At 42.9% G+C, this 23,365-nt stretch carries 20 protein-coding genes and 1 tRNA gene; 8 read left to right on the top strand and 13 right to left on the bottom strand.

The window, feature by feature from the left end; translation table 11 throughout:
• Nucleotides 1-36: 36 nt before the first annotated feature.
• From O4M77_RS10210 to O4M77_RS10230, 5 genes are all read right to left on the bottom strand, one after another.
• Complete coding sequence (locus tag O4M77_RS10210; protein ID WP_005236796.1) at nt 37-618, bottom strand: DUF4112 domain-containing protein; 582 nt, start codon at nt 616-618, stop codon at nt 37-39.
• Between the two features lie 75 nt (nt 619-693).
• Nucleotides 694-2,028, bottom strand: coding sequence for a magnesium transporter (mgtE, locus tag O4M77_RS10215; RefSeq protein WP_159123485.1), 1,335 nt, complete (start codon nt 2,026-2,028; stop codon nt 694-696).
• Between the two features lie 41 nt (nt 2,029-2,069).
• Nucleotides 2,070-5,195, bottom strand: a complete 3,126-nt coding sequence (locus O4M77_RS10220) for an efflux RND transporter permease subunit (RefSeq protein WP_323713445.1) — start codon at nt 5,193-5,195, stop codon at nt 2,070-2,072.
• 173 nt (nt 5,196-5,368) lie between these two features.
• Entirely contained in the window at nt 5,369-8,464 is a 3,096-nt protein-coding gene (locus tag O4M77_RS10225) for a multidrug efflux RND transporter permease subunit (protein ID WP_323713446.1), read from the bottom strand.
• A gap of 256 nt (nt 8,465-8,720) precedes the next feature.
• Nucleotides 8,721-10,322, bottom strand: a complete 1,602-nt coding sequence (locus tag O4M77_RS10230) for an isocitrate lyase (RefSeq protein WP_159123482.1) — start codon at nt 10,320-10,322, stop codon at nt 8,721-8,723.
• A gap of 680 nt (nt 10,323-11,002) precedes the next feature.
• Here O4M77_RS10230 and O4M77_RS10235 point away from each other — a divergent pair.
• The 3 genes from O4M77_RS10235 (at nt 11,003) to O4M77_RS10245 (ending at nt 13,780) form a co-directional block, all read left to right on the top strand.
• Entirely contained in the window at nt 11,003-11,992 is a 990-nt protein-coding gene (locus O4M77_RS10235; protein ID WP_004784775.1) for a LysR family transcriptional regulator, read from the top strand.
• A gap of 131 nt (nt 11,993-12,123) precedes the next feature.
• Nucleotides 12,124-13,446, top strand: a complete 1,323-nt coding sequence (locus tag O4M77_RS10240; RefSeq protein ID WP_004784777.1) for a hemolysin family protein — start codon at nt 12,124-12,126, stop codon at nt 13,444-13,446.
• 55 nt (nt 13,447-13,501) lie between these two features.
• Complete coding sequence (locus O4M77_RS10245) at nt 13,502-13,780, top strand: hypothetical protein (protein WP_005236806.1); 279 nt, start codon at nt 13,502-13,504, stop codon at nt 13,778-13,780.
• A gap of 39 nt (nt 13,781-13,819) precedes the next feature.
• Here the strand turns inward: O4M77_RS10245 and O4M77_RS10250 are convergent, their stop codons facing one another.
• Nucleotides 13,820-14,326, bottom strand: a complete 507-nt coding sequence (locus O4M77_RS10250; RefSeq protein WP_180002100.1) for a hypothetical protein — start codon at nt 14,324-14,326, stop codon at nt 13,820-13,822.
• Nucleotides 14,327-14,494: 168 nt separating this feature from the next.
• Here O4M77_RS10250 and O4M77_RS10255 point away from each other — a divergent pair, with 168 nt between their 5' ends.
• The 3 genes from O4M77_RS10255 to O4M77_RS10265 all read left to right on the top strand — a co-directional run bounded on the left by O4M77_RS10255 (nt 14,495) and on the right by O4M77_RS10265 (nt 16,263).
• Nucleotides 14,495-15,223, top strand: a complete 729-nt coding sequence (locus O4M77_RS10255) for a hypothetical protein (RefSeq protein ID WP_159123479.1) — start codon at nt 14,495-14,497, stop codon at nt 15,221-15,223.
• A gap of 170 nt (nt 15,224-15,393) precedes the next feature.
• Nucleotides 15,394-15,479 (top strand) — tRNA-Leu (locus O4M77_RS10260).
• Between the two features lie 94 nt (nt 15,480-15,573).
• The gene (locus tag O4M77_RS10265; protein ID WP_323713447.1) at nt 15,574-16,263 is read left to right on the top strand and encodes a hypothetical protein; all 690 of its coding nucleotides are present in this window, start codon (nt 15,574-15,576) and stop codon (nt 16,261-16,263) included.
• Between the two features lie 28 nt (nt 16,264-16,291).
• On the opposite strand, the gene O4M77_RS10270 is transcribed toward O4M77_RS10265, so the two are convergent.
• The 5 genes from O4M77_RS10270 to rlmE form a co-directional block, all read right to left on the bottom strand.
• A complete protein-coding gene (locus O4M77_RS10270) occupies nt 16,292-16,606 on the bottom strand; it encodes a DUF5713 family protein (protein WP_125278212.1) in 315 nt (104 codons plus the stop codon).
• A gap of 105 nt (nt 16,607-16,711) precedes the next feature.
• On the bottom strand, nt 16,712-17,563 hold the full coding sequence (gene folP, locus O4M77_RS10275; protein WP_180010608.1) for a dihydropteroate synthase: 852 nt from the start codon (nt 17,561-17,563) through the stop codon (nt 16,712-16,714).
• A 78-nt stretch (nt 17,564-17,641) separates the two neighbouring features.
• Nucleotides 17,642-18,256, bottom strand: coding sequence for a GNAT family protein (locus tag O4M77_RS10280; protein WP_323713448.1), 615 nt, complete (start codon nt 18,254-18,256; stop codon nt 17,642-17,644).
• 106 nt (nt 18,257-18,362) lie between these two features.
• Nucleotides 18,363-20,252 (bottom strand): ATP-dependent zinc metalloprotease FtsH, encoded by a 1,890-nt coding sequence (gene ftsH / locus O4M77_RS10285; RefSeq protein ID WP_034170205.1) that lies wholly within the window; start codon nt 20,250-20,252, stop codon nt 18,363-18,365.
• A 133-nt stretch (nt 20,253-20,385) separates the two neighbouring features.
• The gene (gene rlmE, locus O4M77_RS10290) at nt 20,386-21,036 is read right to left on the bottom strand and encodes a 23S rRNA (uridine(2552)-2'-O)-methyltransferase RlmE (protein ID WP_004784794.1); all 651 of its coding nucleotides are present in this window, start codon (nt 21,034-21,036) and stop codon (nt 20,386-20,388) included.
• 196 nt (nt 21,037-21,232) lie between these two features.
• On the opposite strand from rlmE, the gene yhbY reads away from it, so the two are divergent.
• On the top strand, nt 21,233-21,556 hold the full coding sequence (gene yhbY / locus O4M77_RS10295) for a ribosome assembly RNA-binding protein YhbY (RefSeq protein ID WP_004784797.1): 324 nt from the start codon (nt 21,233-21,235) through the stop codon (nt 21,554-21,556).
• Between the two features lie 11 nt (nt 21,557-21,567).
• Nucleotides 21,568-22,107: a DOMON-like domain-containing protein gene (locus O4M77_RS10300; RefSeq protein ID WP_034170177.1), complete on the top strand. Its 540-nt coding sequence runs from the start codon at nt 21,568-21,570 to the stop codon at nt 22,105-22,107.
• Between the two features lie 276 nt (nt 22,108-22,383).
• On the opposite strand, the gene O4M77_RS10305 is transcribed toward O4M77_RS10300, so the two are convergent.
• Both O4M77_RS10305 and O4M77_RS10310 read right to left on the bottom strand, forming a co-directional pair.
• On the bottom strand, nt 22,384-22,608 hold the full coding sequence (locus tag O4M77_RS10305) for a hypothetical protein (RefSeq protein WP_159123475.1): 225 nt from the start codon (nt 22,606-22,608) through the stop codon (nt 22,384-22,386).
• Between the two features lie 102 nt (nt 22,609-22,710).
• Nucleotides 22,711-23,199 carry a hypothetical protein gene (locus O4M77_RS10310; protein WP_004784804.1) on the bottom strand — a complete coding sequence of 163 codons (489 nt, stop codon included), beginning with the start codon at nt 23,197-23,199 and terminating at the stop codon, nt 22,711-22,713.
• Between the last annotated feature and the right edge of the window lie 166 nt (nt 23,200-23,365).

Here is a 23,365-nt window from a genome sequence, read left to right on the forward strand (position 1 = left end):
TGCAGGCTTTTTTATTAAGTTTAGGTTTATAAACCTTCAGGCTTTAAACCATTGAAAGAGCTGCATTGTGCCCCAGCCAATGGCCATAATTAACAGAATCAAAAAGAAAGTTCCTAAGATATCTGGTAGATGAATCCAGATCCAGGCCACCACAGGATTACGCCAGAAAGCAGATTGCTGTTGTCTGCGTTCCAAACTTTCATGCAGAAATGGATGTACCACATGATGATCGGTACGGATCTGGTATTCGTCCCGGATATGCTGATGCACAATATCCAGTGCCTTACGGCTAGGACGAATAAAAATATCAAATATTGTTCCTGCTACAGGAATAAAGCCGACCACAGCATCCATGACGGCCATTTTCAGGACTGGCTTTAATTTTTCACTTGGCACCCCGATCTGACGGGCTTTATAAATCGCATAACTGGTCAATACAAAACCTGCGATATCTCCAGCTACCGGAATGGTACTCAAAGCAGCATCTGCCCCGACGCCCTGCTTGGTAAATGGAATCCGTACCACCGAATCCATCATATTGGCAAACTTGGCCAGATCCCGCTCCAGACGAATGACATCCTGTTGGCTCAATTTATTTTTTTGTCCGGGATCAGGCATAGGTTCTTCCAGAAATGAAGCTGATGTAATTGAGCATAAAGTATTTTTTCTATTTAAGCTGTAATTGCTAGGTATTTAAAACAATAATTGAGAGGCAATAAACAAGTAAATAATCACCCCAGTGGCATCACAAATCGACGTTACCAGCGGTGCTGATGCACTGGCTGGGTCCATTTTCAGCTTGTTGAGAATAAAGGGTAAACTCATGCCAATCAGACAGCCCATCAGCACAATACCTAACATACTTAAAGCAAGTACGATGGCGACCATCCAGTCACCTCGAATATAACCCAAGATTGATACAGCAATGGCCATCGTTCCACCCAGACATAACGCAACCAGGGATTCACGACCCAGCAGGCTAAACCAGTCCTTAAACTGCACATTGCCTGTTGCCAAGGCACGCACCATCAAGGTGGCAGATTGCGAACCAGCATTCCCGCCGCTTCCCACCAACAATGGCAAGAAAAATACCAGCACAATATGGGTGGAAATAATATCTTCAAAATGGGCAATTCCGATTCCGGAGAGCAGACTGCCAAACACCAGAATGACCAGCCAGAATACCCGTTTTTGATACAATCTGAGAATCGGTGCGGTTTTCAGACTCAGTTCATTCAAAGGCGTCACTGCACCGGATTTTAAAATATCTTCAGTACTTTCTGCCTCTGCAATATCCATGGCATCATCATAGGTAATAATCCCGACCAGCTTCTGGGTCGCGTCGACCACTGGCAAGGCAATAAAATCATAATAGGCCAAGGTACGGGCGACCTGCTCCTGATCCTCATCCACTGTGGCATAGACCACATCTGTGGTCATGACCTCATTAATGGTGGCATCCGGCCGTGCTTGAATAATTTGTCGCAAGGAAATCACACCGAGCAGATGCTGTTTCTCATCCACGATATAGATCAGATATAAAGTGTCATGATTCCCCGCAATATCACGTAGCGTTTCAATCGCCTCCGTCATGCTCAGTTCGGGAGCAAGCGTGACGAAGTCTGAACTCATTAATGCACCGGCTGTTTCTTCCGGATAAGCATGCAGCTCTCGCAGGGTTTGTAGCGACTGGGTAGATAATTTGCCAAGTAACTGCTGCTGTACTTCACAGGGCATCTGCTTGTATAAATCAATGAAGTCATCGGAATGCATGGCATCCATCAGACTGGCCAGTTGCTCCAGAGGAAATTGATAGGCCAGCTGGATTTGCATGGCCAGTGGTAAGTACTCCAGTACTTCTGCCTGACGTTCCAGCTGCTTGAAATGGTGACAGCGTTCTGCTGGTCCAAGCTCAGACAAAATTCTGGCCTGATCGGCAATATTTAGCTTTTGTAGAAGCTGATGAATATTATTTTCCCCTGTCAGCAGAGTCTCATGAAGTTGCTGTATTTTTTCTTGGTACTGCATTTCCCTACCATCATTCCATGCAGGTATGAAACATACCCGCCCTAGAGTGAGTATTCCTCATTTTCCTGATTGATTTGTATAACTTTATTTGTTGCTTTGACACGAAACAGGTTTCGGATTAACACATACATAAACGGGATAAAGAATAATACCAAAATAGTTGCAAAAATGACCCCGCCCAAAACGCTGGCACCAATTTCCTGACGGCTGATCGCACTGACCCCAGAAGCAAAAATCAAAGGAATCACTCCCGCAGCAAAAGCAATAGAAGTCATGAGAATAGGCCGTAAGCGCAAACTTGCTCCTTCTAAGGCTGCAGCTATAGCTGTTTTTCCTGCTTTCTCTGCCTGTGCAGCAAACTCCACAATCAGAATGGCATTTTTACAGGACAGACCAATTGTCGTCAGCAAGGCAATATGAAAAAAGATGTCATTGGCGAAACCAAAGATCCAGCAAAATAAGATACTGCCACCTACGCCCAATGGAATGGCACTGATCACGGCCACAGGAATGGTCCAACTTTCATATAAAGCGGTTAAACACAGGAAAATAAAGGCAATCGAAATCACATACAGGAAAATCGCCTGACCGCTGCTGCGCTTTTCTTCCAATGCGGCTCCGCTCCAAGCCAGATTCACACCTTCCTGGGCATCTACCAATGTTTCAACATCCTGCATGGTCTGACTGGAAAACTTGTCCTTTGGAATCCCGGCATAGACTGGAACAGCGTTATAGCCCATATAGCGGTTAATACTGTTCGGCCCGCCCTGCCAATTCAGACTACTGAACTGGTTAAATGACAGCATTTCACCTTTTTGATTGCGTACATGCCAGAAGGCCAGATTCTCAGGTTTGGACCGGTATTCTGCTTCACCCTGCATAATCACACGCTTAATCTGCCCGCGATCAATAAAGTCATTGATGTAAGTTCCACCCCACGCTGCGGCCAAAGTACTGTTTACATTTTGCTGAAGAATGGAATGCTTTAACACACGCTCTGCATCAAGTTTAATATTCAGCTCAGCACTTTCTTTGGGTTGGTCCAGCTGTAAAAATTCAATCGATGATTTGCCTTGGGCACGCGCTTCAATCTGGCCAAATGCCTCCTGTAAAAATTCAGCTCCTTTATAATCCAGGTCTTGCAACCAGAAATCGACTACACGACCATTACTCGACATGGAAGGCGCCATAAAGAAAATTTGGGCATTGGCATGATTGGCAAAGTGTTTCTGTGCTCGATCGACAATGGCAAAGACCGAATCTTCAGGATTTTTACGTTCAGCCCAGTCTTTTAATACCACAAAGAGCTGCCCACGATACGGGCCTACACCAACGTTGTTGCCGCTATACCAGACGCCTACACTCTGAATGCGTTCTGATTCATGTTTCATCAAATAATCTTGTACTTCACGCCCGACTTTTTCGACTTCTGTACGCGGTGCATTGCCCGGCATGACGATCTGCCCCATGACAAAGCCCATGTCTTCCGTGGGCATCAAGCCTTCCGGCAAATGCTTATATACCCAGCCGAAGCTCATTATGCACACACCAAACAGTGCCAACATCGTGAATTTAAATCGCATGCTTCCTGCATACACTTTCTGGTAGCCTGCATTGAGCCGATCCATACCACGATTAAAACTTCGCGCCCAGCGTGCTTGATGAGTTTTGCGTTTAAGCAGTTGTGCTGCAAATGTTGGGGTAATGACCAAGGCCACGAATAAAGACAGCAACATCGCCACTACCAAAGTGATGGAAAATTGACGATAAATCACCCCAGTAATACTGCCAAAGAAAGCCATCGGGATAAATACTGCGGTAAGTACCAATGTAATACCGACCAGTGCCCCACTCATTTCCTGCATGGACTTTAAGGCAGCCGCCTTGGCATCCAGATATTCGTCCTGCATCAGGCGTTCAATATTTTCTACCACTACAATGGCATCATCGACTAGCAGACCGATGGCTAAAATCAGGGCAAATAAGGTAAAGCTATTCAGAGTCATACCCAAGACATACAGCACTGCAAAGGTCGCCAAAACTACAATCGGAATCGTAACGGCCGGAATAATCGTGGCACGCCAGTTTTGCAGGAAGATAAACATCACCACAATGACCAGAATAATGGCTTCAACCAGAGTTTTAGCTACCTGTTCAATTGAGCTGGTAATAAATGGAGTTTTGTCCATGGTCATTTGCAACTGGTAGTGCGGTGGCAAATTGGCCTGAGCGTTTTTTAATACGTCTTGAATCTGTTTGGACACGGCAATAGCATTACTCCGCGGCGCCAAAGTAATCGATAAAGCTGAAGAGAGCTGTCCGTTGGTATAGTTAATGTGGTTATAACTTTCTGCACCTAGTTCTACCCGTGCCACATCTTTTAAATACAGCAATGAACCGGAATCTGTGGTTTTAACGATGATATTTTCAAATTCTTTCACACTGCTTAAATGTGAACCGGCACTGACCTTGGCATTGAGATATTGATCCTGCATCGTCGGCAAACCACCAATTGCGCCTGAAGCCAGTGGCGCGTTTTGAGTTTCAATGGCATTACGGATATCGCTTGGCATCAGGTTAAACTGGTGCAACTTATGCGGATTTAGCCAAATCCGCATGGCATAACCTGCACCGTACAGGTCAATTTCCCCTACACCTTCAATACGTGACAAACGCGGTTCGACGTGGACCATCAAATAATCTGAAAGTTCGGTGACGCTACTCTGCCCACTCTCATCATATAAACTTAATAGTGCAAACTGGTCATACCCTGATTTATAAACATTGACTCCGCCCTGCTGCGTCTCTTCAGGTAAGCGGCTCAATACACCATTCACGGCGTTTTGAACCTGTAACTGGGCTTGATCAAGATCGACTCCTGGCTCAAATTGCAGCGTAAGTTGGGCCCGTCCCACCGAACTGCTGGAGTGAAAAGTTTCCAGACCTTCAATGCCTTTTACCGCCTGTTCCAGAATCTGGGTCACCGATTGCTCAACTGTTTCAGCCGATGCACCACGATAACCTGCGGAAACGCCTAAAGCTGGCGTATCCATATTTGGCATATGTTCAATGGGAATTTTTTGAAGTGCAAATACCCCAAGCGCCATCATTAAAATTGCAATGACCGCTGCAAACTTGGGACGATAAATAAAAAAGCGCGACAACATAAATTAGAAATCCCCATCAAATGCATCTTTAGAATGCACACGCCATGAATAGATGATTTCTATAGCAATTTTCACACCATGCTTAAATTTAAGCCAATCTTTACCTTTTTATTTCCGATAAAAAAATCCCCGTTATAACGGGGATTTTTGAGCTCAATATTTTTGCATTGATATTAGGTACGTGATTTCTTCATCGTCATTTGGCGAATTAAAACGTACATAAATGGAATAAAAATTAGTACCAGTACCGTTCCGAAGATCACTCCACCAAAAACACTGATTCCAATCTCTCGACGACTGGCTGCACCAGCACCAAAAGCAAAGACCAGTGGCAGAATGCCAGCACCAAAGGCCAGAGATGTCATCAGGATCGGACGCAAGCGTAGCGAAGCACCTTCAAGTGCAGCTTCAACTACCGATTTACCTTTTTCCTGAGCCAATGCCGCAAACTCTACGATTAAAATTGCATTCTTACAGGACAGACCAATCGTGGTCAGCAAAGCAATCTGGAAGTAAATATCATTCGGAAAATCTGCCAGAAAACTGAAAATAATATTCCCACCAATCCCTAGAGGAATTGCGGACATCACCGCAGTCGGAATCGTCCAGCTTTCATATAAAGCGGCCAGACACAGGAAAATAAATCCGATCGACACCAGATAAAGCCAGATTGCCTGATTACTGGATTGTTTTTCCTCAAAGGATAAACCGCTCCAGACCACATCAATGCCATCCTGCTCTGCCACCAGATTTTCGACATCCTTCATCGCTTCACCAGAACTGGAACCTTTGACCATATCTGCTTGCATTTGCAGCGAGGTATAGCCCATAAAACGGTTGACCACCTCAGGACCACCACTCCAGTCCACCTGAGCGAAATTACTGAAAGGCACCATCTCGTTCAGGTCATTACGTACATGCCATTGCGCCAGATCTTCAGGTTTGGAACGGAATTCTGCATCGCCCTGCATAATCACCCGTTTAATCCGGCCACGATCAATAAAGTCATTAATATAATTACCCCCCCAGGCCGCTGAAAGCGTACTGTTGATTGCGGATTGACTCAGACCATTGGCCATAGCCTGTTTCTGGTCAATATTGACTTTCAGTTCGGCTTTTTCCGGATTGGAACGCTTATCCAGATTTTCAAAGCTACTATATTGAGCTGCTCCAGCCTGCATATTCTGGAACTGCTCTTCCAGATACTGACGGCCATTACCGTTAATATCACGAATCCAGAAATCCAGGCCGTCGGTTTGCCCTAAACCATTCACTGAAGCCGGCATGCTGATATTGACTTGAGCATCGCGGTTACTGCGAAAATGCTTCATAGCACGTTCACGAATCGCCTGCGCGGTATTTTCTTCTCCAGCACGGTCATCCCAATGCTTCAAGGCAACAAAACCGGTCGCCAGGTTCTGACCGGTACCTGAGAAGTTACGGCCATAACGTAGCATGACCAAGTCGATATTGTCCTTTTCTTCTTCCAGAAAATACTGACGAATCTGCTCACCGACCTGAATGGTGTTTTTCATTGGCGCGCCTTCCTGCAGCCGGATTTGCAGATTCAGAATACCCTGGTCTTCACTCGGCAAAAAGCTGGTGGGTAAGGCGCGATAAAATAAAGCAAATACGCAGAGCAATCCGGCAAACAGCACCAGACTAATGGCCTTATGTTGTAGAGTGACATTAGAAACTTTCAGATAACGATGCTTCAAACCATCCAGTTTCTGGTTAAACCAACTCGCCCACTTGGCAGGTTTTGGATTTGGTTTTAGAATCAGCGCACAAAGTGCAGGTGTCAGAATCAGTGCGACCATCAGCGACAGAGACATCGCTGCCACGAGCGTAATCGAGAACTGACGATAGATCACCCCGGTTGAGCCACCAAAAAATGCCATGGGAATAAAGACCGCGGTTAAAACCAGGGTAATCCCGATCAGTGCGCCGCTGATTTCCTGCATGGATTCCAGCGCTGCTTCTTTGGCTGTAAGCTGCTGCTCATGCATCAGACGTTCAACGTTCTCTACCACCACAATGGCATCATCGACCAGCAAGCCAATGGCCAGTACTAAGGCAAACAAAGTCAGCGTATTAATACTCAGTCCCAAAACATAAAGTACTGCCATGGTTCCGAGTAAAACTACAGGCACAGTTACAGTCGGAATTAAGGTGGCACGCCAGTTTTGCAGGAAGATAAACATCACGATGACGACCAGAATGACCGCCTCGAATAAAGTTTTAACGACTTCTTTAATCGATTCTTTAACAAACGGTGTATTGTCACGCGGATAGGCAATTTTATAGCCTTCCGGCAACTGCTGGGAGAGTCGCTCGATTTCAGCCTTGATCAGACTCGACGTCGCAATTGCATTGGCACCGGAGGCCAGTGAAATGCCCAGACCGGCAGAAGGATAGCCGTTGGTGGTGCTATATGACTGATAATTTTCCGCACCCAATTCAACCCGTGCAACATCTTTTAAGTAGATAAAGCTACCATCCCGGGCAGACTTCACAATAATATTTTCAAATTCTTCGACTGTTTTTAAACGGCTGCCTGATGTGACTTTGGCATTCAGATACTGATCATCGACTGTTGGCAAGTCACCAATTGCGCCGGCTGCCACTTGAGTATTTTGTGATTCAATCGCTGCCCGCACATCACTTGGCATCAGGTTATATTGTTTCAATTTTGCTGGATTCAGCCAGATGCGCATCGCGAACTGTGAACCAAAAACATCCACTTCCCCAATGCCATCAATTCGGGAAATATCCTGTTCCAGATGCGTGGTCAAATAATCAGACAGTTCAATATTGCTGCTACGCCGTGACTCATCATACAAACCGATGACCATATGGGTATCGCCAAGAGATTTGAAGACATTCACGCCCTGTCGCTGGACATCATCTGGCAAACGATTGAGAACCCCGTTAATCGCATTTTGAACCTGTACTTGTGCTGTATCTGGATCGGTACCATTTTCAAAACTGATGCTGATCCGGCTTCGACCTGAGGAATCACTGCTTGAGCTGAAATACAGCAAGCGGTCGATACCTTTAATTTGCTGTTCCAGCACCTGGGTCACGCTTTCTTCTACTGTTTCTGCAGATGCACCGGTATAGGTTGTTGCCACAGTAATACGAGGCGGTGCAATATCCGGATAACGTTCAACAGGTAAATTCATCACCGCAAAAAGTCCAATGGCCATGACTACAATGGCCAGCACACCTGCAAAAATAGGACGATGAATGAAAAACTTAGACAGCATAAGTCTGAATCACTTTGAATTTAATGAATTATGGAAAGCGTTGCATTATTGAGTCAGCTTAAGGATATTCAGGCAGTGGCCTAGAGAATGCAAGGCTTGATCACAGAAAAATATGTATAAAATTGAATCATGAAGAAAATATGAAGATTTTGCCTTTCATCTAGCTATTTCAACAATTTATAAGGTTATTATTTTTATTTTAGGCATAAAAAAACCCTGCTTGCGCAGGGTTTTTTTAGAATCGATTCAGAGCTGATTAAGCAGAGAATTGGTTCATTGTGTTTTTCGCATCGTCACCCGCTTTAAGCGCGTTGTCACCAGCGAAGATTTCTTTGTGGTCATCACCGATGTCAGAACCAGCCATTGCTTGGTGTTTCACACAAGCGATACCGCCACGGATTTCTTTACGTTGTACGCCAGCAACATACGCCAACATACCTTCAGAACCGAAGTAACCTTGAGCAAGCTCGTGAGTAGAAAGAGCAGCTGTGTGGTAAGTAGGCAGAGTGATCAAGTGGTGGAACACGCCTGCTTCACGAGAAGCATCTGCTTGGAATGTACGTACTTTTTCGTCAGCTTCAGCAGCCAATTCAGAATCGTCGTACTCAGCGCTCATCAGTTTAGCACGGTCGTATGCAGATACGTCTTTACCTTCAGCAACCCAACGGTCATACGCTTGTTGACGGAAGTTCAGTGTCCAGTTGAATGATGGAGAGTTGTTGTAAACAAGTTTCGCATTTGGCACAACTTCACGTACACGGTTAACCATGTGAGCGATTTCAGCTACGTTTGGAGTCGCAGTTTCGATCCAAAGAAGGTCAGCACCGTTTTGTAAGCTAGTGATACAGTCAAGTACAACGCGGTCGATCTGAGTGCCTTCACGGAACTGGTACAAGCCAGAAGCAAGACGTTTAGGACGGTGAAGTTTACCATCACGTTTGATCAGGATTTCGTCTTCTTGCGCTTCAGAGATGTCAATTTCTTGAGTGTCTAAGTAGCTGATGTATTGAGAAGCGATGTCGCCTGGCTCTTTAACCACTGGGATTTTTTGAGTCAAGTCAGCGCCTTCAGAGTCAGTACGTGCAACGATGATACCGTCGTCAAGACCCATTTCAAGGAATGCATAGCGAAGAGCGTGGATTTTCGCGATGAAGTCTTCGTGTGGAACTGTTACTTTACCAGCTTGGTGACCACATTGTTTCGCGTCAGAAACCTGGTTTTCGATTTGAAGTGCACAAGCACCCGCTTCGATCATTTTCTTAGCTAGTAAGTAAGTCGCTTCTTCGTTACCGAAACCAGCGTCGATGTCCGCAATGATTGGCACAACGTGAGTTTGGAAGTTGTCGATTTGTGAAGTGATTTCAGCAGCTTTAGCTGTATCACCAGCGTCTTGAGCTTTTTTAAGTGCGCGGAACAGGTCGTTCAGTTCTTTCGCATCAGCTTGACGTAAGAATGTGTAGATTTCTTCGATCAATGCAGGAACAGAAGTTTTTTCGTGCATAGATTGGTCAGGAAGAGGACCGAATTCTGAACGAAGTGCAGCAACCATCCAGCCAGAAAGGTAGATATAGCGACGTTCAGTTGTACCGAAGTATTTTTTGTTCGCAATCATTTTTTGCTGAGCGATGAAACCGTGCCAGCAGCCTAGTGATTGAGTGTATTTGCTAGAGTCGGCATCATAAGCAGCCATATCACGACGCATAATCGCCGCTGTATATTTAGCAATGTCTAAACCAGTTTTGAAACGGTTTTGAAGTTGCATACGCGCAGCATCTTCAGGACTGATGTCTGCCCAAGTGTTACCGAATTTCGCTTTTAATTCGCGGATTGCATCAATCGCTGTTTGGTATGTAGTCATGATATATTCCTGTATTAATATTAGGATTTTTCTGCAACGAACCGCTCAAATCACACCCTCAATGACTTGTTCAGATTTTCGACGATCCGTTGGGATAGCTAAAGATTAGTGGGCTTCGAAAAATTAATCCAATATTCTGCAAGAATTATCATTATTTATTTAAAAAATATGTAGATGAAAGTCTAATTATATATTGATCAATTTTTTATAAGTTATTGTATTTTATATTTTATTTTTGAATTTTTAAATTTGTATTTTGCCTAAAACATCAGCAACATGAGTAAAAAATATTCATTAGACTTAAGTCTTGCAAGACTTTAGCAGCGCTTAATTTCAGCAAATTTTGTCTATTTTCTAAGCCTTAAAACCTAGAATACTTATTTCAAAAGAATTATTTTTCATTTATTTGTTGAAATATTTTTTATCAAACCTGGCACATTATTTGCTAATTCCCTCTGTTTTTCAGAAATACCTTTCTTTCGTTTTAGAGGCAGCCAGATTTCCTTTCTGCTCTTAAAAATAGAGAAGGATTCAGACTGGCAAAATCTGCGGTGAAAGAGACTCTAAAAAGGTATTTCAGTACAATCAGCTGGGCTTTTTTTCATCAGTTGCGTACACAAGCTATAGTAGTTATGGCATAATCCATATAATTTCATAATTTTATTTTCGGTATTTTTTTTATGAATCTGGAGCGGGTCGATCTTAATCTCCTCATTTATCTTGACGTACTTCTACGTGAAAAAAATGTCACGCGTGCTGCAGAACAACTTGGGGTAACCCAGCCTGCGATGAGTAACATTTTACGTCGCTTACGAAATTTATTTAATGATCCCCTCCTGATTCGCTCTTCTGAAGGTATGACCCCAACAGAACGCGCACTAGAACTTCAACCTCGTATCCGCGATGCTTTAGCAGATCTTTCCATGATTCTAGAACCGCGTACCGAGTTCCGCCCTTATACTTCAAACCGTGTTTTCCGCATCATGACTTCAGATTATGCTGAAGCTACACTGGTACCACGCCTGGTGAAAGCATTACGTTCAGAAGCACCGAATGTGGTTCTCGACTTCTTAACGCCAAGTGATGTGTCCTATCGTGACATGGAACAAGGTAAAGTTGATCTGGCGATTAACCGTTTTAATGAAATTCCGCAAAGTTTCCATCAGGTACTGGTTTGGCGTGACAGCTTTTCTTGCCTGTTAAATAACAAGCATCCGGCTGCGGGCAACCTAAACCTGAAAAGCTATCTCGATGCACAGCATATCTGGGTATCAAAAACTGGTATGGGCGTTGGCTTTGGGGTAAACCCTGAGAAACAGGCGGGTCTCGGCTGGATTGATCAGGCGCTTGAGCGTATTGGCCAAAAACGTAAGATTTCGGTATTTACCCGTCATTATCAGATGCCTGGTCTTCTGGCTGCCAATGTCGATCTTGTAGCAACATTACCGACCCGTATTGCACGTCTGCAAGCCAAAAACCAGAACTTACTCATTAAAGATCCACCATTCTATATTCCTGAGTTTGAATTGAAGATGGCGTGGTGTCCTTTATTGCATCATCATCCCGCCCATCGCTGGTTACGTCAGCTGATTCTATATGTAGCCCGTCAGATGATCGAAGAAGAAAATCGTGAATTTTTAATGAATAATTCGCAATTTTCGCATTATTGAATTGAATATTAGCTAAATTGCTCATTTTTAAGCTTATACTCTAGAGACTTGAGTTGCTTTATTTGTACCTCAAGTCTTTTTTTGTGTTAAAAATATTTTTAGCTAGATCATATTAATCCACAGGTGGATTCGTGAGCCTCTTTCAAAACATCGTGATTATCTTATTACTCATCGCGGGGGCCGGTTTTTTATCATTAACAGAAATCGCGCTTGCAGGTGCTCGTAAGGTCAAATTAAAAATTTTGGCTGAATCGGGAGATATTCGCGCTCAAAAAGTTTTAGATTTACAAGAAAACTCTGCTGACTTTTTTGCAGCGTCCCAAATCGGCTTAAACGCCGTTGCCATTTTAGGCGGTATTTTAGGTGAAGGCGCCTTCCGCCCTTATATCATCAATTTACTTTCCAGATTTTATCAAGGTCCCTGGACTGAAACGATTGCATTCAGCCTGTCCTTCACCGCAGTTACTTCATTATTTATTCTGTTTGCGGACTTGATGCCGAAACGTCTGGCCATGATCGCTCCAGAAAAAATTTCTGTCTCGGTGATTAATCCAATTCAGGTATTTATCAAAATCTGTAAACCACTGGCCTGGTTCATCAATGCCATTGCGAACCTGTTGTTCCGCTTATTTAAAGTGAATACCATCCGAGATGATAATATTACCTTTGCGGATATTTCTGCGGTAATGGATGCGGGTGCTCAGGCAGGTGTGTTGCAGAAACAGGAACATCACTTTATTGAGAACGTGTTTGAGCTTGAAGAACGTAATGTTCCTTCTAGTATGACCACACGTGAAAATGTGGTGTTCTTTACCTTGAAAGAATCGGAAGCCAGTATTCGCCAGAAACTGGCTGAATTCCCTTATTCCAAGTTCCTGGTCTGTAATGAAAATATCGACGATGTGATTGGATATGTCGACTCCAAAGATATTCTGGTTCGTATTCTGAATAATCAGTCTTTACTTCAGTTAAATGAAAATACCATCCGTACGGTTCTAACCATTCCAGATACACTGACTCTATCTGAATTACTGGATCGCTTCCGTTCAACCAAGGAAAAGTTCGCCGTCGTTATTAATGAATATGCCTTGGTCGTAGGTGTGATTACCCTCTCCGACATTATGATTACCGTGATGGGCGACTGGGTTACTCCCTTGGAAGAAGACCAGCAGATCATTAAGCGTGACAGCAATTCATGGCTGATTGATGGCAGTACGCCTATTGAAGACATCAAACATGCGCTGGAAATTGATGAAATGCCAGATGAAGAGAATTATGAAACTCTGGCTGGTTTTATGATGTTCAAGCTGCGCAAGATTCCACGTCCTGCAGATATTGTGCTACATGCGGGTTATAAGTTTGAAGTTGTCGATGTTGATCATTTCAAGATTGACCAGTTACTGGTTACACGTATGCTGGAAGTAAAAAAGCCACCGACAGAAGAATCAGAATAATCTGGTTCTTCTTCAATTGTTTTAAAATTCCAAAAACAATAATAATGAGATTTTTATGAATATTGCTGCGTTACTCGCCTGTCTGAGTTTTTATTCGGCCTTATATTTATTCTATTTCTTCTTTATGCAAGATCAACAGCCTGTATTTCTGATTATAGCAATTGTGCTCATTTTACTTTCAATCTGGCTGACTCCCTATCCTTATGAGCGGCGCCGGCAAGGATTTGATTCGACTTTAAGAATAGGCGAATATTTTTATTATCCGCTCATTACCTGGTGGCGGCTGTTTATACTTCCTGTGCGCTGGCTGCTTTCCCTATTTTATTCTCATTAAAAAAAGCACCCGAAGGTGCTTCTTTACATTCAATTCAATTTAGATTTTTGATAAAAGCGCTTCAAGGACTGCCTGATAATGGATCTGGATATCTTCCTGCAAAATTTTGTAGGCATTATCAAATTGCACCATTGGCCAGCCTTCTTTCCAGAATGGGAAAATATTATGTAAGTCATGAGTCACAACAGCATCTTCACGTAGAATCGCCTGTGCAATCTGTGCCAGTACAAAGGCAGTTTCCGCACCATCAATTGCCAGGTAATCAACACCACGCGCCTTTAAAATACGGATACGGTCTTTCTTATAGCGGATTTTTTTGATTTGGGCTTCATTCAGATTCAGGGCCAGAGAAACTGCTTCAACAAATTTTTCTTCAAATGACTGATTCAATACAACCAGCGCCTGCTTATGCGCTTCCTGACGACCCGCTTTACCACCTTGACGAATGACTTCTTTTGCTTCCGTATCTAGCTCATCATTCTTCATGGTTTGAAGGATGTCTAAAATTTCGATGTCGCTTAGCGTCGCAGGAGATTGATCAGTCATAAACTGTCCCTAAAAAATAAATATGCAATGAACTATTTTCGCATAAATCCTCGCTAAAAAATTAAAATCTTTAGCTTCAACTCTAATAATTGCAAAATCCGGATCATCTCTATCATTCTGGCGTAAATTGGCTATAGTAGGCGGCAAGTTTCTTATTTACTTTTTATCATGCAAACCAAACAGATTGATCTTTTATTGCAGCAACTTAAACTGCTTTATCCCGCTGCCTTCAAAAGAAATTATCTGTTTTATGGCCAGATCAAGACCAAGGGTATTTTAAGTGATCTCAAGGAACTGATTCCCTGGGTGCTGGCTGCCATGATCTTTGTACCGATTAGCCTGGTTCTCAAAGATGTTTATTCCTCTAAGCTATCAACTGCCCCAGACTTTCAGGCGCAAGCTTATGCAATTCTGACTATTCTGTTATTTCTGATGCTGGTGGTTCCACTGGTGATCAAGCAGATCCGGCACTCTTCTCATTCCCTCTATCAGTTTTTAAGACATACACCGATTAAACTCACTGTAGTCATTGTGCTGGAAGCGCTGAATCTGGTTTTTCTACAAAGCAGTATGACCATGTGGATTCTATTCTTTTTCGGGATCAGTTTTGGTTTTGTACGGTTCTATAAAGAAAATATGTTCCGCCCTGCTACCAATAGCACTGAACAATATCAACTGCAGCAGTTACGTCGCATCTGTTTCTGGGCTTATCAACAAACCTGGAAACTACGTCTGAAATTATTTTTTCATTCCAAGCCGACCTCCCCAAATGAAGAATTGAAAAATCAGCTTCAGCACTATGCGGATTTACATACCCGCTTGTTTAAACTGGAACATGAGCAGTGCAAGAAGATTAAATACATCGATATCGATACTTATCTGGACGAGCACCTGTAAATGTTTTATGAATCACGGCCTGAAATAGAAAATTACATGACTTCTCACGCTTATCATCTAGCACTATGGATTTAATTTTTTAATTTAAACTACTGAATTGCTTGAAAATAAAGCAAACGTATTGAAATTTACTTGCCAAGCTTTATTTCGTCCTCTATTATTGCGCACATGCCCGAGTGGTGAAATCGGTAGACACAGGGGATTTAAAATCCCCCGCCCACAAAGCGTGCCAGTTCGAGTCTGGCCTCGGGCACCATTTTAATTCTGATTAGAATGGTGCAATGAAAATCTCCAGCATTCAGCTGGTTTTTTTTTATGCGTGATTATCACCAATAGAATGTGCCCTTCCCATGTCTGCATCCCGTTCTTTTGATCTAGCCAGATTGCAATTACGCCATCCTGATGCATTCTTTTGCAGCCTCAGCTATGGCCGTTATAAATATTTGAACCAGACCACTGATCTCTATCTGTATTTACGTATTGGTATTCTGATCATGATCACAGGATTTTGTTGCCTGTGCTTTTCGCTGCCGTTTTACCCTGACTTTGTGACTTCAAAATATCAGGCGCTTAGTGCAGGTACTATTGTCATGATCGGCATGCTCTATCCTTATATCTGGCGCGCCCAGTTTCAGGCGAAATACAGTTCTGTTCGCTATGCCAAGCGTTTGCAACTCTGCCTGTATATGCAAACCCTGATTGCGATTCTGTCATTTATAAATTATCAGTATTTTCACTCAGCATTTATTACCTTGCCTTGTTTGGCCCTGCTTGCTTTCAGTAGCCTCATACCGGTTTTAGTTGAGCCCTGCTTTAGAGTTTCGACTCGCAGCACCCTATTGGTACGTTTGCAGAAAATCCGTCAGCTGGCTTACTGGTCTTATCAGCAATCGCAAAGCAAAGAGCCGGAACCGGTGCCTTATCAAAAAGATTTAAAACAGTATTATCTGGATTTGCATCATAGCTGCATGCTGGAAGAGCAGAAATTACTGGATGAAATTCATTATAAAAATTTAAAAGACGTATTTTCAGATTATTAAAAAAAAGCCCTGTTTAACAGGGCTTTTTTTACCATTCGCGATTAACGACCAGTTCTTCCATTTCAATATCAAACAGACCCTGCTCTTGCACGACCATCATCATGGCCTCGGCAATATAGTCTGCGGCAGTATCATCCAGAGAAGAGTCCAGATCTTCAAACTGTGGCTTCATGGCATTGATGTCTGCCACAGTCTCATGGGCCAGCTGATATACATCCTGATCTGATAAACCGGATTTAGATACTTTTGAAGCAAAACGTTCGATGTGTTGCTTGATTTCTGCAACCAGAATATCGGGATAATATTCATCATCGAACATGGGGAGAAGTAAATCTGCAAACATTACAGGCACTCTAAAAGATGACAATCTAACTTAAGCGTGCCTGTATAGCACATTGCTGTTTAAAAGCCAAACAGCTTGTGCTCCTATATGTCTTTCAGCCCAGATTTAGGCATTTTGCATAGCTTTCCAGATTTTGATGGCGTCTGCTGTTACCTTGACATCATGTGCTCGAACCATACAGGCACCTTGCTGAATGCTCAGCAAATGCGCCGCAGCCGAACCTACTGCACGTGCTTGTGGTTCTGCACCATCTAGTGCAGCACCAATAAAACGTTTGCGGGATAAAGCAGACAAAATCGGATAGCCCATTTCTGTCAATTTATAAAACTCTTGCAACAGCTTTAAATTTTGCTGGGCATTTTTTGCAAATCCAAAACCAGGATCAATCATGATATGTTCAGCTTTAACACCCACATCTAGAGCATCTTGAACCCGTTGTGACAGTTCCCGAATCACATCCTGAGTCACATCATCATACTGATCCAGATTATTCATCGTAGTCGGCTCACCACGCATATGCATGATGATCACCGGAATATTCAGTTCTGCTGCCGTCTCTAACGCTTGTGGACGAGTGAGCGCGCGTACATCATTCCAGATATGTGCACCCGCTTTCACGGCTGCTTTAATCACTTCTGGCTGTGAAGTATCAATCGAGATGATCACATCATGCTTGGCCAGTTCTTCAACTACAGGCACAACACGACGGATTTCTTCTTCAACTTCCACGACTGATGCACCTGGACGTGTAGATTCACCACCCACATCAATTACGGTGGCACCATCAGCAATCATTTCCAGGGCTTTTACTACTGCCTGATCTTTCTGATTGTGCAGCCCCCCATCGCTAAAGGAATCCGGAGTCACATTTAAAATTCCCATCACATGCGGCTGAGACAAATCCAGTTTCAAATGACCGAAAGTCCAGATCTGTGGTCGTAGTGGCTTCAGCTGCATGGTTCAATCCTAGTTCACAATAACCCCGGTATTGTCTTATGGAAAGATCAATAAAGCAAAGCTCAATCTATTCAATAGCTAGATTTCAAAATAGTTCTTATTGGAATATTGCATCAGCTTGGATTGCAGTAACGCTTTTACATCAACCCATTCGCTTTTTAAAATACTATAGATATAACTATCTCTGAGTGTCACGCCATCTTTACGCAGCATATGACATCTAATGATGCCATCCTGTTTGGCACCCAGAGCTTCAATAGCTTTTTGACTTTTAAGATTCAGATGATCAGTCCGAAAGCCTACCACTTGAGCATTCAGCTCTTCAAATGCATGCTGCAGCAAAAGATATTTACAGACCCGGTTTACATAGGTTCGTTGATAAGGTTTGGCATACCAGGTAAAGCCAATTTCAACGCGTGGAATTTCCGGCTTGATATCATGAAAGCTGGTGGTGCCGATTGCTCGGTCTGAAGTTAAATCAATCACGGCAAAAGCCATTCTTTCACCTTTGGACTGCTGTTCAAAAGCTTGGGTAAAGTAGTGTTTAAGTTTATGTAGGTAAGGTACCGAATTATATAACACTTCCCCCAAGTCCCCTTCGGCACAGGCATTTTCTAAGTCTGCAAAATGTTCCCAACTCAATGGTTCTAAACGTAGCTGATAAATACTGGATTCCAGAACAGGTAAAGTCATTCTTATTTTTACTCAGTGATTTTTATGAATTGACTATAGCATTCAACTAGATATGACAAAACAATGGCCATAAAAAAACCACCCGAAGGTGGTTTTAATTTTTAACTTAGTTCGCTGGTAATGGCGGAGGAGTCATTGGACCATCAGTCGGTGTTACATCAATCACTGGATTGTCTGAAACATAAACTTTAGGTGGTTTTGGCTCACGACCTTCCATAATGTCACGAATCTGTTCACGATCAATTGTTTCCCACTCAAGTAGCGCTTTCACCATGGCATGGGCAATATCTTTGTTATTTTCAAGGATATCGCGTGCAACCTTGTATTGCTCATCAATGATACGACGAACTTCCGCATCTACCTGTTGTTGGGTTGCTTCAGAAATCGTACGGGTTCCAATGCTACCCATAAATGACTGTTGAGAGTCATCTTCATAGACCATGACACCTAACTTGTCCGACATACCATATTTGGTCACCATTGCACGTGCCATTTTAGTTGCACGTTCAAAGTCATTCGAAGCACCAGTCGACATCTGGTTAATGAAGACTTCCTCTGCGATACGACCACCGAACAGGATTGAAAGTTCATTCAACATCTTGTCTTTATAATGGCTGGTTTGATCAAACTCAGGTAACTGCCAAGTGACACCCAATGCCCAACCACGCGGCATGATGGTCACTTTATGCACAGGGTCTGTACCTGGAAGCATTTCTGCCACAATCGCATGACCTGCTTCATGGTAAGCCGTAGCACGACGCTCTTCTTCACGAAGTACCATCGATTTACGTTCAGGACCCATGTACAGTTTGTCTTTCGCATCTTCAAAGTCATGCATATCGACGGTGTTCTTGTTACGACGGGCAGCGAATAATGCTGCTTCGTTTACAAGGTTGGCCAACTGTGCACCTGAGAAGCCTGGCGTACCACGAGCAAGAACTTTGACATCTACACCAGTAGTAGAAGGAAGTTTCTTCAAGTGTACATTCAGGATTTGCTCACGACCTTTAATATCTGGCAGACCTACCATGACTTGACGGTCGAAACGACCTGGACGAAGTAAGGCTTTATCCAGTACATCAGCACGGTTAGTTGCAGCGATGACAATAATGCCTTCATTGCCTTCGAAACCATCCATTTCTACCAGCATCTGGTTCAGAGTCTGTTCACGTTCATCATGACCGCCACCTGTACCTGAACCACGATGACGACCGACTGCATCAATCTCATCAATGAAGATGATACATGGTGCATGTCGTTTTGCCTGTTCGAACATGTCACGTACACGAGATGCACCGACACCCACAAACATTTCAACGAAGTCAGAACCTGAGATACTAAAGAATGGAACTTTTGCTTCACCTGCAATGGCTTTAGCCAGCAAGGTTTTACCTGTACCTGGAGGACCCACCATCAGGACGCCCTTAGGAATAGTCGCACCCAAACGTTTGAATTTTGCAGGATCTTTCAGGAAGTCAACGATTTCAACCACTTCCTGTTTTGCTTCGTCACAACCCGCAACATCAGTAAATGTTACTTTGATCTGGTCTTCAGATAGCATTTTCGCTTTAGATTTACCAAAGCTCATTGGGCCATTCTTGCCGCCTGCACCGCCACCCATGTTGCGCATAAAGAACATGAATAACAAAATGATTAGAAGCACAGGGAAACTTGCAATCAGCAATTGCATGAGCAAGCCTTGACGTTGAGGCGCTTCACCTTCAACGACCACATTATTTTTAATCAGGCTTGGCATCAGTTCTGGGTCTTGAACTGCCGGGCGAATGCTTTCAAACTCTGAACCGTTTGATTTTTCACCGCGAATTCTTTCGCCATCAATTGTAACTTGTTTAATTTGGCCAGCATTGACCGCGGCAACAAACTCCGAATAGTTCATTGTAGTCGGTTGATTGCGGTCACTGACGTTGCTGAAGATTAACACCAGCACACCCAGTATCACGAGCCACAATACGGCATTCTTAAAAAGATCGCTCAAAGCTTTATTTCCCATTCCAATCTAATTTGATCATGCCCTCGAAGGGTGACCTTAATCAATAAGCTGCAAATCAATTTGCAATAATGTAAAAACCTACAAAATGCACAATTTTTAACGTGTTGGCAAGTAAACTTTATTTCAAAGCCTTCTTGCGCCCCTGTCCGACCAGAAACACTTCTTTCGAACGGGCACGTGATGCAGCAGGTTTAATCGTCTTCAATACATCAAAACTGTTGACGACTTCTTTACGAAATTCATCAAAACCTGAACCCTGGAATACTTTCACTACAAACTGTCCTTTCGGGCCGAGTACCTTGTTGGCAAAATCCAGAGCAAGTTCACATAAATAAATCTGACGTGGTTGATCTACAGCTCTATTACCTGATGTATTGGGGGCCATATCTGAAATTACAACGTCTACTGTGCGTCCGTTTAAAATATTTAACAATTTATCGAATACTTCTTGTTCACGGAAATCGCCCTGCAAGAAAGTCACATCAGGTAGCGCATCCATTTCCAAGATGTCTGATGCAATCACCAGACCTTTATCACCGACCAGTTTTCCGGCAATCTGGGACCAGCTTCCTGGGGCAGCACCCAAGTCCACTACAGTCATGCCGGGTTTGATAATGCCGTATTTTTCCTGAATTTCTAGCAACTTGTACGCAGCACGGGCACGATAACCTTCTTTTTGTGCTTTTTTCACATAAAAGTCATCAAGATGCTCTCTCATCCACGCACGACTACTTTTAGATAACTTTTGGTTGGTAATGCGTGTTGCCATAACTCTCTAAATAAAAAAAACTTCTAATGATTCATTGTACGTGAAAAACACATTTTTTGCAGTATACATGTGTATCTAAATCTGAGTATTCCGGTGTGATTTCCGATTATTTACAAGTGATTATTTCCTGAGAATTTACAGCGTTTGTTTTTCGCTTTTGCTATACTAAGCCGTTTTAAAAATCAGGTTATCTCTCATGGCGTCTTTATCTATTCAGGAACGTAAGCGTTTACGTCAAATTGGACATGCATTAAACCCGGTTGTAATGCTTGGTGACAAAGGCTTAACTGAATCTGTAGTTGAAGAGCTAAATCGTGCCCTTAATGATCACGAACTCATTAAAGTAAAAGTGGTGGCTGAAGACCGTGAAGCACGTGCAGCACTCATTGCTGAACTTTCAGAAACTACAGGTGCTGAAGTGGTACAAACTATTGGTAAAATTGCGCTGCTTTACAAGAAAGCTCCAAAGCAAAACCAGAAGTTATCCAATCTTGTCCGTTTTGCCCATCTTTCTAACTAAGTACAGGATTTATGGCCAGTTACGAACTCAGCGCATTTGATCGCCGTTTTCAGGCAATCTCATTGGTCGGTGCCATCGAACAGCAAAATCCATGCAGCTTGAATGTCGGATTTTGGTTGCGTGATCCCAACCAGTACGTGCTGTGGCCAGAAATGGTTACTGCACATCCCCGTCGTGATTTTTTGTGGGAACAGACCTGCTTTGAAATCTTTATCGGGGTTCAGGGTGAAGATTATTATCGCGAAATCAATCTTTCCCCTTCTCAGGCTTGGCAAGCCTATCAGTTTGAGGAATATCGCTATCCGGAAGATATGCCGCCACCTGCTGCATACGATATCGAACTGAATCAGCTTAAACGTACCCATTATGGTCTGAATGTCAGTCTGGATCTGACCGAGTTTATGGTTGAGCATAAACTTAAATGGGCAGACCTGTTTATTGGTCTGACAGCAGTATTAAAAACCTCACAAGGTGATCAATACTTTGCGATGCAGCACAGCAGCCCAGAAGCAGACTTCCACAATAAACGGGATTGGCTGCATGTCTTTTAATGCAGATTAAAAGCATTTGCTGGATAACAAAGATATTAAAAAACGTGAGCATTAAAGTCTCACGTTTTTTTATGGGCTTTTCCGGCTCATCCGCTCAAAGTTCGCTGTTATAGCTTGAAGAAAATATTTTTCTGTATTTTCTCTACGTAGATTCAGGTCAATATTAAATTGAAATAATTAGCCTGCTCTCAACACTTAGGGCTGGCTATTTTGATAATGATTTAAACGTTATTTAAGCTGATAGACTAAGAGTTCATTTTAATTGTTTTCAACATTTTAGTGATGTAAGCGGTAATTGTCCTGCACTGATTTTACCGCGGCATAAAAAATTACAGTTAACGTGAAGATGATCAGGATAATCGTTCCAAAAGTTAGTCCAAAGAATCCCAGACATAACATCATCACACCGAGATAAAGTGCACGCATCAACCAACTTTCCAGATTAAGCATCATAATCAGCGTCAGTAAACAAAGTACACCTACAAAATAATGCTGCTGCATCGTGACCCCCTTTCATTATTATTGTGAGTCCGTTTTGCCTCAAAAAGATAAAGGAGAACGTATCCAGTTCTCCTTTCATGCAATTTAAATCAGCGGCTTCCCTTAACTCTTCAGCTCAGGGCTTTTTTCTGAACTTTCAGCTTTTACCATGGGTTTGACCTTTTTTAGAACTTCAATGGTACTGTCTTTTGAGCGCTTGAATGTACCAGTCAGATGCTCTTTATGTTTGGTCGAGATCTGGCTGACATCTTCTTTCAGTTCCTTACCCATATTGGATAAGTCTTCAATGACTGCAGTAAATTCGGTTTTGATAAAGCTGGTTAATTCAGTCAGTTCTTTTTGCGAACCAAATAACTGCTCTTTCAAAGTATCGATCCGTTGCAACAGATCCTGTTTCAACTGACGTAACTGCTCCTGCACAGTATCACCCAGCTGTTTCGCTTCGACTTCAAGTTTCTCTTTGCTTTCTTCGATGGTTTCCACCACCTGTTCTTTGGCTTCAGCTGCTACTTTTTCAAGCTGTTCAGTCGTTTCTGAAACCACGGTATTGATCTTTTTCTTGGATTGGGAAGATTTCGCTGCTGTAGTCATGTGTCTTATTCCTATAGTTATATTACGACTCATCCATATTAGTAGTTTTGATAAAAATTAAGATTTGATTTGTTAGACAATTCTTAATTGCTTACATTTTTTTCGTTGTTCGTAAAACAGACTTTCAAGCAAAAAGCAAGCCATTTATCTCATACTTTTGCTGTAA

The organism is Acinetobacter sp. YWS30-1, from assembly GCF_033558715.1.
GTDB lineage: Bacteria > Pseudomonadota > Gammaproteobacteria > Pseudomonadales > Moraxellaceae > Acinetobacter.

Coding starts and splice junctions, on each gene's coding strand:
- O4M77_RS10230 (WP_159123482.1), bottom strand. CDS start 10,322: ATGACTACATACCAAACAGCGATTGATGCAATCCGCGAATTAAAAGCG.
- O4M77_RS10225 (WP_323713446.1), bottom strand. CDS start 8,464: ATGCTGTCTAAGTTTTTCATTCATCGTCCTATTTTTGCAGGTGTGCTG.
- O4M77_RS10305 (WP_159123475.1), bottom strand. CDS start 22,608: ATGCAGCAGCATTATTTTGTAGGTGTACTTTGTTTACTGACGCTGATT.
- O4M77_RS10245 (WP_005236806.1), top strand. CDS start 13,502: ATGAATATTGCTGCGTTACTCGCCTGTCTGAGTTTTTATTCGGCCTTA.
- O4M77_RS10220 (WP_323713445.1), bottom strand. CDS start 5,195: ATGTTGTCGCGCTTTTTTATTTATCGTCCCAAGTTTGCAGCGGTCATT.
- O4M77_RS10300 (WP_034170177.1), top strand. CDS start 21,568: ATGGCCAGTTACGAACTCAGCGCATTTGATCGCCGTTTTCAGGCAATC.
- mgtE (WP_159123485.1), bottom strand. CDS start 2,028: ATGCAGTACCAAGAAAAAATACAGCAACTTCATGAGACTCTGCTGACA.
- O4M77_RS10250 (WP_180002100.1), bottom strand. CDS start 14,326: ATGACTGATCAATCTCCTGCGACGCTAAGCGACATCGAAATTTTAGAC.
- O4M77_RS10210 (WP_005236796.1), bottom strand. CDS start 618: ATGCCTGATCCCGGACAAAAAAATAAATTGAGCCAACAGGATGTCATT.
- O4M77_RS10265 (WP_323713447.1), top strand. CDS start 15,574: ATGTCTGCATCCCGTTCTTTTGATCTAGCCAGATTGCAATTACGCCAT.
- O4M77_RS10270 (WP_125278212.1), bottom strand. CDS start 16,606: ATGTTTGCAGATTTACTTCTCCCCATGTTCGATGATGAATATTATCCC.
- O4M77_RS10255 (WP_159123479.1), top strand. CDS start 14,495: ATGCAAACCAAACAGATTGATCTTTTATTGCAGCAACTTAAACTGCTT.
- O4M77_RS10235 (WP_004784775.1), top strand. CDS start 11,003: ATGAATCTGGAGCGGGTCGATCTTAATCTCCTCATTTATCTTGACGTA.
- yhbY (WP_004784797.1), top strand. CDS start 21,233: ATGGCGTCTTTATCTATTCAGGAACGTAAGCGTTTACGTCAAATTGGA.
- O4M77_RS10310 (WP_004784804.1), bottom strand. CDS start 23,199: ATGACTACAGCAGCGAAATCTTCCCAATCCAAGAAAAAGATCAATACC.
- O4M77_RS10280 (WP_323713448.1), bottom strand. CDS start 18,256: ATGACTTTACCTGTTCTGGAATCCAGTATTTATCAGCTACGTTTAGAA.
- folP (WP_180010608.1), bottom strand. CDS start 17,563: ATGCAGCTGAAGCCACTACGACCACAGATCTGGACTTTCGGTCATTTG.
- rlmE (WP_004784794.1), bottom strand. CDS start 21,036: ATGGCAACACGCATTACCAACCAAAAGTTATCTAAAAGTAGTCGTGCG.